Source organism: Spirillospora sp. NPDC046719 (assembly GCF_040645715.1).
Lineage (GTDB): Bacteria > Actinomycetota > Actinomycetes > Streptosporangiales > Streptosporangiaceae > Spirillospora.
This window is the reverse complement of the sequence record NZ_JBEYYT010000195.1, coordinates 1-10644: the sequence shown is the minus strand read 5'-3', so window position 1 is coordinate 10644 and position 10644 is coordinate 1. Positions and strand designations below refer to the sequence as shown.

The following is a 10644-nucleotide window of genomic DNA, read 5'->3' as shown; positions in this document are numbered from 1 at the left end:
GCCCAGGGCGAGATCCTCGAACTCAAGGACACCGTCAACACGATGGTCGACACCCTCTCGGCCTTCGCCGACGAGGTCACCCGCGTCGCCCGCGAAGTCGGCACCGAAGGCCGTCTCGGCGGCCAGGCCAACGTGCCCGGCGCCGGCGGCGTCTGGCGGGACTTGACCAACAACGTCAACGGGATGGCGTCCAACCTGACCTACCAGGTCCGCAACATCGCCCAGGTCACCACCGCCGTCGCCGAGGGCGACCTCGGCAAGAAGATCACCGTCGACGCCCAGGGCGAGATCCTCGAACTCAAGGACACCGTCAACACGATGGTCGACACCCTCTCGGCCTTCGCCGACGAGGTCACCCGCGTCGCCCGCGAGGTCGGCACCGAGGGGCGCCTCGGCGGCCAGGCCAACGTCCAGGGCGTCAGCGGGGTCTGGAAGAACCTGACCGACAACGTCAACTCGATGGCGAACAACCTGACCGTGCAGGTCCGGGGGATCGCGCAGGTCACCACGGCGGTCGCGCAGGGCGACCTGACCCGCAAGATCGAGGTCGACGCGCAGGGCGAGATCCTTCAGCTCAAGGACACCCTGAACACGATGGTCGACACGCTGTCGGCGTTCGCGGACGAGGTCAGCCGGGTCGCCCGCGAGGTCGGCACGGAGGGCCGCCTCGGCGGCCAGGCGCACGTGCCCGGCGCGGGCGGCATGTGGAAGGACCTGACCGACAACGTCAACGGGATGGCGTCCAACCTGACCTACCAGGTCCGCAACATCGCGCAGGTCGCGACGGCGGTCGCGCACGGCGACCTGACCCGCCGCATCGACGTCGACGCGCAGGGCGAGATCCTGGAGCTGAAGACGACGCTGAACACGATGGTGGACACCCTGTCGTCGTTCGCGTCCGAGGTGACCCGCGTCGCCCGCGAGGTCGGCAGCGAGGGCCGGCTCGGCGGGCAGGCCGAGGTCGAGGGCGTCTCCGGCACCTGGAAGCGGCTCACCGAGAGCGTGAACGAGCTGGCCCGCAACCTGACCACGCAGGTCCGCGCGATCGGCGCGGTGGCCAGCGCGGTCGCCACCGGCGACCTGACCCGGACGATCACCGTGGAGGCGCGCGGCGAGGTCGCCGAGCTGTCCGACAACGTCAACCTGATGGTCGCCACCCTGCGCGAGACGACCCGCGCCAACGAGGAGCAGGACTGGCTGAAGACCAACCTGGCCCGGATCGGCGGGCTCATGCAGGGCCACCGGGACCTGATGCAGGTCGCCGAGCTGATCATGCGGGAGCTGACGCCGACGGCGAGCGCCCAGTACGGCGCGTTCTACCTGGCCGAGGGCGGCGAGGAGACCGAGCTGGTGCTGATCGCCGGGTACGGGACGCGGCGCAGCAGGATCGGCACGGTCCGGTTCGCGCTCGGCGAGGGGCTCGTCGGGCAGGCCGCGCAGGAGCGCCGCCCGCTGCTGATCAACGACGCGCCCGCCGACTACGTCCGGATCGGGTCGGGGCTGGGCGAGTCGTCGCCGGTCAACATCATCGTGCTGCCGATCGTGTTCGAGGACGAGGTGCTCGGCGCGATCGAGCTGGCCTCGTTCGGCCGGTTCACGGACGTGCACCTGGCGTTCTTCAGCCAGCTGATCGAGACGATCGGGGTGACGCTGAACGCGATCCGCGCCAACACCCGGACCGAGGCGCTGCTCGGCGAGTCCCAGCGGCTCGCGCAGGAGCTCCAGGAACGCTCCGACGAGCTGCAGCGCCAGCAGGGCGAGCTGCGGCACTCCAACACCGAGCTGGAGGAGAAGGCGGCGCTGCTCGCCCAGCAGAACCGGGCGATCGAGATCCAGAACTTCCAGATCGAGCAGGCGCGGCGGACGCTGGAGGAGCGCGCCGAGCAACTGGCGATCTCCTCGCGGTACAAGTCGGAGTTCCTGGCCAACATGTCGCACGAGCTGCGGACGCCGCTGAACAGCCTGCTGGTGCTGGCCAAGCTGCTGTCGGAGAACCAGGGCGGCAACCTCACCGACAAGCAGGTGGAGTTCGCGCGGACGATCCACGAGTCCGGCACCGACCTGCTGGAGCTGATCAACGACATCCTCGACCTGGCCAAGGTGGAGGCCGGGAAGATGGAGGCGCATCCGCAGCGGCTGTCGGTGCCGGCGCTGGTGGACTACGTCGACGCGACGTTCCGCCCGCTGTCGGTCGACAAGGGGCTGCACTTCGGGGTGGAGGTCGCGCCTGACGTCCCGCCGACGCTGAACACCGACGAGCAGCGGCTGCAGCAGGTGCTGCGGAACCTGCTGTCGAACGCGGTGAAGTTCACCGCCGAGGGCGAGGTCCGGCTGGTGATCGAGCGGGCCGGGGACATCGACTTCACGCTGCCGGCGCTGTGGAACACCCCGGACGTCATCGCGTTCCGGGTGATCGACACCGGCATCGGGGTGAGCGCCGACAAGCTGCAGGAGATCTTCGAGCCGTTCCAGCAGGCCGACGGGACCACCAGCCGCCGCTACGGCGGTACCGGGCTGGGCCTGTCGATCAGCCGGAACATCGCCCGGCTGCTGGGCGGCGAGATCCAGGCGGAGAGCCAGCCGGGCCGCGGCAGCGTGTTCACGCTGTACCTGCCGGCCCAGTACAGCGAGGCTGAAGGCCGCCGGCGGTCCGCGGCGCAGGAGGAGGCCGAGGGTGCGGCGGAGGCCGCGCCCGCGCTGCCGGCGGGCGGTCCCGCCGAGGGCGGCGCGCCGCGCGCGGCGTCCGGCCGCGAGAACGGGCTCCCGGCCGACCAGCGGCCTCCCGGTGAGGTCCGGCGGCCCGAGCCCGCGCTGAACGGGATGCTGGCGGAGCCGCCGGCGGACTTCGTCGACAGGGTGCTGTCGGGCCGCAAGGTGCTGATCGTCGACGACGACGTCCGCAACGTGTTCGCGCTGACGTCCGTCCTGGAGGGGTACGGGATGGAGGTCCTGTACGCCGAGGACGGGCAGGCGGGGATCGACCTGCTGCACCGCAACCCGGACGTGGCGATCGTGCTGATGGACGTGATGATGCCCGGCCTGGACGGGTACGCGACGACGGCGGCGATCAGGCAGATGCCGCAGTTCGCCGAGCTGCCGATCATCGTGATCACCGCGAAGGTGATGAAGGGCGACCGGGAGAAGAGCCTCGAATCGGGCGCGTCGGACTACGTGCCGAAGCCCGTCGACGTGGATCATCTCCTTGACGTCATGAGGAACTGGCTGCAACCCTCCATCGTCCGCTGAGGAGAGGAGTCGCCTGGCAGGTAGGGTCGCCGTGGGGCCGGGCGTGGGGCTGGGCGTGGCCGCACGGCGGGAGGCCGGACCGGAATCGGAGAGACGACGCGTGGACGACAAGGCGAAGATCCTGCTCGTGGACGACCGCGAGGAGAACCTGATCGCACTGGAGGCCATTCTCAGTTCGCTCGATCAGGATCTGGTCCGGGCGCGCTCCGGCGAGGAGGCGCTGAAGGCGCTGCTCACCGACGAGTACGCGGTCATCCTGCTGGACGTCGTCATGCCGGGGATGGACGGGTTCGAGACGGCGCGCGACATCAAGCGCCGCAAGAAGACCCGCGACCTGCCGATCATCTTCCTGACGGCGGTGAACAGCGATCCCGACTACGCGTTCCGCGGGTACGCGGCGGGCGCGGTCGACTTCATCTCCAAGCCGTTCGACCCGTGGGTGCTGCGCGCGAAGGTGTCGGTGTTCGTGGAGCTGCACACCAAGAACAAGCAGCTGCGCGACCAGACGGCGCTGCTGCGGGAGCAGGCCGCGCTGCTGCGCGAGCAGTCGACGCTGCTGAAGGCGCGGGACGCCGGAGCCCCCGGTGAGAACGGGGACGGTCCGCGGGCCGCGGATCCGCGGGTCGCCGACCGGCTGGCCGCGGTGGCCGAGCAGGCCGAGACCGTCGGCAAGCACCTGCCGGCGGCGCGGCGCGGCGAGTACGACGAGCTGGAGCGGCGCCTGGCGGAGCTGCGGGAGGCCCTCCTGCCCGGCGACTGAACCGCGGCCCCGCCCGGGGGTGATCGACTGGCCGTGTCCGGTCAGTGACGCTTTGCGCCCTTCCGTGTCGGGGATGCTTCCGCCGGGAGGTGGGCCGTGGACGTCGCGGGGCTGTTCCTCGCGGGCGCCGGAGCGGGGCTGCTGGCGGGCGGCACCACGTGCGCGGCGACGCAGATCGGCCTGCTGACCGGAGCGGTGGGCGGTGCGGCCGGCGCCGGTTCCGGTCCGGCGGGGACGCGCCCGGTGCGGCAGGTCTCGGTGTTCCTGGCGGCGAAGCTGGTCTCGCATGTGGCGCTGGGCGCGCTGCTGGGGCTGGCGGGCGGTGCGGTGCAGCCGGGTCCGCGGGTGCGCGGGGCGCTGCTGGCGGCGGCCGCGGCGGCGCTGGCGCTGTTCGCCCTCGATCTGCTGGGCTTCCGGCCGGTGCGCCGCCTGCTGGGACGGGGCCGGGAGCACTCCCCCGAGGGCGGGGAGGGCGAGGACGCCTGTCACCCTCCCCCACGCGGGCGCTCCCGGCGGCCCGCCGTACTGGGGGCCGCGACGGTGCTGGTCCCGTGCGGGCTGACGCTGTCGGCGGAGCTGCTGGCCGTGACGTCGCGTTCCGCGCTCGGCGGCGCCGTGGTGATGGGCGCGTTCGTGCTGGGGACGGCGCCGCTGTTCGGGCTGATCGGCGTCACCGTTGGGCGGACGATGGCGCTGCTGCGGGGGCGGCTGACCGCGCTGCTCGCCGTGGCGCTGCTCGCGGCGTCCGGCTGGACGCTGCTGTCGGGCCTGCGGCTCGGCGGCTGGCTCCCGTCCGGCGGCGGGGCGACGGCGGCGGCCGACTCGGCCCGGTTCGTCCGGACGGACGCGTCGGGCACCCAGGTCGTGACGGTGTGGGCCCTGGACCAGGGCTACCGGCCCGCGCTGCTGGCGGCGCGGGCCCGCGTGCACACCGTCCTCGTGCTGCGGACCCGGCACACCTCCGGGCACATGCGGGTCTTCACCATCCCGAGCCGCGACAAGGACGTCTATCTGCCCGCGACCGGCGAGACCCGCGTCGACCTGGGCGCCCCGGCCCCGGGCCGGATGCCGTTCATGTGCGCGTCCGGCCACTTCCCCGGCGCGATCACCTTCCGCTGACCCCGGGGGTCAGGAGGAGGCGGCGAGCTTCGCGCGGGCGGCGGCGATGCGGGCGAGGGTCCGGTCGCGGCCGAGGATCTCCAGGGACTCGAACAGCGGCAGGCCCACGGTGCGGCCGGTGACGGCGACGCGGACGGGCGCCTGCGTCTTGCCGAGCTTGAGGCCGTGCTCGGTGCCGACGCGCTCCAGCCGGTCCTTCAGCTCGGCGGCGTTCCACGGCGCGTCCTGGTAGGCGGCCTCGGCGGCGGCGAGGATGTCGGCGGCGGGCTCCTTCATCGCCTTGTTCCAGGACTGCTCGTCGGCGGGCGGCTCGTCCAGGAACGCGAAGTCGATCATCTGGACGATCTCCGAGAGCAGCGCGACGCGGGTCTGCGCGAGGGGCGCCAGCTCGGCGAACACCGCGACGTCCACGTCGAACGGCGCCTCCTGCAGGAACGGCAGGCACTCGGCGATGAACTTCTGCTCCGGCAGCGCCCGGATGTACTCGCCGTTGATCGCGCGCAGCTTCTTGACGTCGAAGAAGGCCGGCGAGGAGTTGACGTCCTCGATGCGGAACTCGTCGACGATCACGTCCCACGGGACGATCTCGCGGTCGCCGGACGGGGCCCAGCCGAGCAGCATCAGGTAGTTGCGCATCGCCTCGGCGAGGTAGCCCTCGGCGCGGTAGTCCTCCAGGGCGACCTTGTCGCGGCGCTTGGACAGCTTCTGCCGCTTCTCGTTGACGATCACCGGGACGTGCGCCCAGACGGGCGGCTCGCCGCCGAGCGCCTCCCACAGCAGCTGCTGCTTGGGCGCGTTGGACAGGTGCTCCTCGCCGCGCACGACGTGGGTGATGCCCTGGCTCATGTCGTCGACGGCGTTGGCCAGCAGGAACGTGACCGACCCGTCGGCGCGGGCGATGACGAAGTCCTCCAGCACGGCGTTGTCGAAGACGGGCTTGCCGCGCAGCAGGTCCACGACGGTGGTCTGGCCCTCGTCGGGGGTGCGGAAGCGCAGGGCGCGCCCGGGGCCGGGCTCCAGGCCGCGGTCGCGGCAGAACCCGTCGTAGCCCTTGTGCTGGTCGCCGGTGCGGGCGATCACGGCCTCGCGGGTGCAGTCGCAGTAGTAGGCGCGGCCCTGCTCCCGCAGCGTCCGGGCGGCCTCGACGTGCTTGTCGGCGTTGGCGGACTGGAAGTAGGGGCCCTCGTACTGCTCCCCGTCCATGCCGAGCCAGGCCAGGGCGCGGATGATGCCCTCGGTCCACTCGGGGCTGTTGCGGGAGGCGTCGGTGTCCTCGATCCGCAGTACGAGCGTGCCGCCCGACTGGGCCGCCATCACCCAGTTGAACAGCGCGGAGCGGGCGCCGCCGACGTGGAACATGCCGGTCGGCGACGGCGCGAAACGTACCCGGATCGAAGAGCTCGTTGACATGCCCTCAAGGGTAGAGCGAGCGAGGCCCCGCTCGCGCCCGGATAAGGGCGCGCCGCGCGGCGCGCCCTCACCGAGGCGCGGTTCCCGCCGGGCGCGGGGCGCCCGTCAGGGCTTCCAGTACGGGTCGCGGCCGGCGAGTCCGAGGAGGCGTTCGAGCAGCGGCGCGTCCTCCGGGACCGCGACCTCCGGGCCGAACGCGCCGTACTTGCGGCTGAACTCCGCGGTCGGGACGAGCTGCTCCCAGGCGGCCTCGACCACCTCCGGCGGGAAGCCGGGCTCGCGGCCGGTGGCGACGGCGAGGTCCCAGCCGTGCACGACGCACTCGCCGAGCACGATCCCGGCGATGAACGAGGCGGGCATGCCCTCCTTGGCACCGGTCAGGCTGGTGTTCCCCTCCCAGGCTGCGGGGTCGCTCCACGCGTCGGCGGTCCTGCGCGCCTGCTCGGCGAACCGCTCGGCCCACCCGGGCTCGGCGGTGAAGTCGTGGTCCTCGCCGGGCCCGGTAACGGGCTCCCTGCGCGCGGCGGTCTCGCCCCGCCCGTTCCACAGGATCAGGTGGTTGACCAGTGCCCGCACGTCCCAGCCGGAGCACGGGGTCGGCGCGTCCAGCCGGTCCTCCGGTGTCTCCAGGACGATCCGCGCCGCGGCGTCAGCGGCGGGCCGCATCTGCCTCCGGATGTCCATGACGACTCCTTCGCTCATTCGTTCGAACATGGGTCCACGCTAGGACGGGCCGCCGCGCGCGGTCTTGAAAAAACGCGACACCGCTAGCCTGGTCCGATGGGCCGATCCCTACCCGGCGGGACGCGCGGGATCCTGCGCCCGCGGACGGGCCTGGAGAGCTTCCGGGTCGAGCGGGCCGCGCCGTCGCCCGCCCTCGCCCCCTTCGTCGACTTCTTCTGGACGCTGCGCTGGGACCTGCGGGGGCGCCCGCCCCACCGGCAGCAGGTGCTGACCCGGCCGTCGGTGCACATGACCTTCACCAGCTACCTGACGAGCGGCGCGACGCGGGCGCGGATCGTGGGCGTGGTGCGCGACGACTTCGTCGAGGAGATCGCGGACGAGGGCCGGGTGATCGGCGCGGCGTTCCGTCCGGGCGGGTTCCGGCCGTTCCTGGACGGCCCGGTGGCCGCGCTGACCGGCCGGTTCGCGGGCGTGGACGAGGTGTTCGGCGCGCCGGGGCTCGACCTGGCCGCGGAGATCTTCGCGACGCCCGGCGACGCGGCGGCCGTCGCCCGGCTGGAGGCGTTCCTCGCCGGGCTGCGTCCCGAGCCCGACCCGTCCGCCGAGCGGGCCGCCGCGATCGTCGGGCGCATCGCGGGACGGCCCGGCGTCGTCCGCGTCGGGGAGCTGGCCCGGGACGAGGGCGTGAGCCCGCGCAGCCTGCAGCGACTGTTCCACGAGTACGTCGGGATCGGCCCGAAGTGGGTCATCCGCAGGTTCCGGATGATCGAGGCGGCCGGGCGGGCCGAGGCGGGCACGCGGGTCGACTGGGCCCGGCTGGCCGCCGAGCTGGGCTACGCCGACCAGGCGCACTTCACCCGCGACTTCACCGCCGCCGTCGGCACCTCGCCCGCCCGGTACGCACGGGAGGAGGAACTGGCAGGATCGGGACATGACGGACCCCCTCGCGATCCCCGGCCCTCTCGATGACCTGACGGCCTTCCACCGGCTCGCCGCGGAGCGGCTGGGCGGGTTCGAGCACACCACCGTCCCGGACGAGCCGGGTCTGCGCCGCGCCGGGGTCGTGCTGTGCGCCGTGGAGCACGGCGGCGTCCCGTCGGTGATCCTGATCAGGCGCGCGTACCAGGGGCGGAACGCCGGGCAGTGGGGCCTGCCCGGCGGCCGGCTGGAGGACGGCGAGACCGCCGAGGAGGCGGCGCTGCGGGAACTGCGGGAGGAGATCGGCCTGGTCGCGGGCCCGGGCGACGTGGTCGGCCGGCTGGACGACTTCCCCGCCGCGTCCGGTTTCGCGATCACCCCGATCGTGGTCGTGCTCGACGATCCTGGGCCGCTCGTCCCGAACCCGGACGAGGTCCACTCCGTCCACCACACGAGCCTGCGCAGGCTGGCCGACGACGACACCCCGAGGTGGGTGCCGCTCCCGGACGGCGGCAGCCTGCTGCAGATGTGGCTCGCGCCGGACTGGCGGGTGCACGCCCCGACCGGCGCGATGCTGTGGCAGTTCCGCGAGGTGGTGCTGCTCGGGCGCCAGGCCAGGGTCGCGGACTTCGCCCAGCCCGACTGGACCCGTAACTAGCGGGCCCGCCGGGCGGGTCCCGGCCCGGCGGGCGGGTTCCGGCCCGGCGGGCGGGTTCCGGCCCGGCGGGCGGGTTCCGGCCCGGCGGGTCGCGGGGCGGCGGCTAGAAGGTGCCGCCGTCGATGACGATGCGCTGCCCGGTGAGGTAGGACGCGCCGTCCGACACCAGGAACCGGACGACGTCGGCGACCTCCTCCGGCGTGCAGACGTGCCCGTAGGGGGAGGACGCGTCCACCTGGCGGATGTCGTCGACCCCCATCGCGGCGCGCACCAGCCGCCGCCCCATGTCGGTGTCCACGACGCCCGGAGCGACCACGTTGACGTGCATGCCGTTGGCGCGCTCCTCCTTCGACAGCACCTGCGCCAGCGCCTCCTGCGCCGCCTTGCCCATGGCGTAGGGGCCCGAGTTCGCGTGCATCATGTCGGTGACCACGCTGGACACGAACACGATGTCGCTGCGGTCGGCGCGCCTCAGCAGCGGGATCAGCGCCTGGCTGAGGTGGTGCGGCCCGAAGGCGTGCACGCGCAGCACCCGCTCCAGCTCGGCCGGGTCGGTGTCGGCCACGCTGTTGCCGCGGCTGGCGATCCCGGCGCTGTGCACGAGGATGTCCAGCTCGCCGAGCTCCTCCTCGACCGCGGCGGCGAGGGCCCGGCAGGCGTCGAGGGAGTCGACGGACGCCTGGAAGGCGTGGCCGCGCGACCCGGCGGCCTCGATGTCCGCGACGGTCTTGCGGGCGGCCTCCTCGTCGCGCCGGTAGGCGATCGCGACCCGGGCTCCGTCGGCGGCGAGGGCCAGCGCGATGGCGCGGCCGATCCCCCGGCTGCCCCCGGTGACCAGGGCCGTACGGCCGGCGAGAGAACTCATGGACACTCCTTCGTCAGGTCACGGAACGCGGAGCACCATCCTGCCCGCCGCGCGGCCGCGCTCGTAAGCGGCCCCTGACAAGAATCCGCGCGCCCTCTTGCGGGCGGCGCGGCGGCCGCGCGGCCGCCCGTGACGACCGTCACCGGATCGTGACCCCCGCTAACCAAACGGACATATCCGGTTTATTCAAGTATTCAAGACTTGGTGGCTCGTGCTCCCGAGCGAAAAGGAGTTCCCGTGAGACGCACGGGGATCACCGCCACCGCCCTCACCGCCACCCTCGCCACCGCCCTCACCGGCACCGCCCTCACCGGCACCGCTCTCCTCGCCCCCGCCGCCGACGCCGCTCCGCCGCCCCCGCCCGGCGCGAGCACCGCCGCCACCCACCTGGCCGGCCTCACCGTCGCCCCCGAGGGGTCGGAGTCCGGCTACAGCCGCGACAAGTTCCCGCACTGGATCACCCAGTCCGGGACGTGCAACACCCGCGAGGTCGTCCTCAAGCGCGACGGCGTGAACGTCACCACCGACTCCTCCTGCGCCGCCGTCTCCGGCACGTGGACGAGCCCCTACGACGGCGCGACCTGGACCCAGGCCTCCGACCTGGACATCGACCACATGGTCCCGCTGGCCGAGGCGTGGCGGTCGGGCGCCTCGTCCTGGACGACCGCGCGCCGCCAGACGTTCGCCAACGACCTGGACTCCTCGCAGCTGTGGGCCGTCACCGACAACGTCAACCAGGCCAAGGGCGACAAGGACCCCGCCGAGTGGACCCCGCCGCTCGCGAGCTTCGACTGCATGTACGCCCGCTCCTGGATCGACGTGAAGTACCGCTACGGCCTGACCGTCGACTCGGCGGAGAAGACGGCCCTGACCCGGCTGCTCGGCACCTGCTGAGATACGGCGGTTGCTGAGACACGGCACCCGCTGAGACGCCGCCCTTACCGAGATGCCGGCCGGGCGGTGCGGGCCCGCGCGGGCCCGCAC

General features: G+C 73.0%; 9 protein-coding genes. 6 read left to right on the top strand and 3 right to left on the bottom strand.

Annotation, left to right across the window (positions count from 1 at the left end):
* From ABZ914_RS28815 to ABZ914_RS28805, 3 genes are all read left to right on the top strand, one after another.
* Positions 1 to 3246, top strand: a 3246-nt coding sequence (locus ABZ914_RS28815; protein WP_500197016.1) for a hybrid sensor histidine kinase/response regulator, incomplete at its 5' end; no start/stop codon positions are given.
* A 100-nt stretch (positions 3247 to 3346) separates the two neighbouring features.
* On the top strand, positions 3347 to 4006 hold the full coding sequence (locus tag ABZ914_RS28810) for a response regulator (protein ID WP_500197015.1): 660 nt from the start codon (positions 3347 to 3349) through the stop codon (positions 4004 to 4006).
* Between the two features lie 96 nt (positions 4007 to 4102).
* Positions 4103 to 5125 (top strand): urease accessory protein UreH domain-containing protein, encoded by a 1023-nt coding sequence (locus tag ABZ914_RS28805; protein WP_500197014.1) that lies wholly within the window; start codon positions 4103 to 4105, stop codon positions 5123 to 5125.
* Positions 5126 to 5134: 9 nt separating this feature from the next.
* Here the strand turns inward: ABZ914_RS28805 and gltX are convergent, their stop codons facing one another.
* On the bottom strand, positions 5135 to 6535 hold the full coding sequence (gene gltX, locus ABZ914_RS28800; protein ID WP_500197013.1) for a glutamate--tRNA ligase: 1401 nt from the start codon (positions 6533 to 6535) through the stop codon (positions 5135 to 5137).
* Positions 6536 to 6640: 105 nt separating this feature from the next.
* Positions 6641 to 7219 (bottom strand): TIGR03086 family metal-binding protein, encoded by a 579-nt coding sequence (locus ABZ914_RS28795; RefSeq protein WP_500197012.1) that lies wholly within the window; start codon positions 7217 to 7219, stop codon positions 6641 to 6643.
* 96 nt (positions 7220 to 7315) lie between these two features.
* Between ABZ914_RS28795 and ABZ914_RS28790 the strand changes: the two genes are divergently transcribed.
* Positions 7316 to 8188: a DUF6597 domain-containing transcriptional factor gene (locus tag ABZ914_RS28790; protein WP_500197011.1), complete on the top strand. Its 873-nt coding sequence runs from the start codon at positions 7316 to 7318 to the stop codon at positions 8186 to 8188.
* Positions 8151 to 8795: an NUDIX hydrolase gene (locus ABZ914_RS28785; RefSeq protein ID WP_500197009.1), complete on the top strand. Its 645-nt coding sequence runs from the start codon at positions 8151 to 8153 to the stop codon at positions 8793 to 8795. Before ABZ914_RS28790 ends, ABZ914_RS28785 begins: the two co-directional genes overlap by 38 nt.
* Before the next feature lie 103 nt (positions 8796 to 8898).
* Here the strand turns inward: ABZ914_RS28785 and ABZ914_RS28780 are convergent, their stop codons facing one another.
* Positions 8899 to 9660, bottom strand: coding sequence for an SDR family NAD(P)-dependent oxidoreductase (locus tag ABZ914_RS28780; RefSeq protein ID WP_500197007.1), 762 nt, complete (start codon positions 9658 to 9660; stop codon positions 8899 to 8901).
* Between the two features lie 237 nt (positions 9661 to 9897).
* On the opposite strand from ABZ914_RS28780, the gene ABZ914_RS28775 reads away from it, so the two are divergent.
* Positions 9898 to 10554: a GmrSD restriction endonuclease domain-containing protein gene (locus tag ABZ914_RS28775; protein WP_500197005.1), complete on the top strand. Its 657-nt coding sequence runs from the start codon at positions 9898 to 9900 to the stop codon at positions 10552 to 10554.
* Positions 10555 to 10644 lie beyond the last annotated feature (90 nt).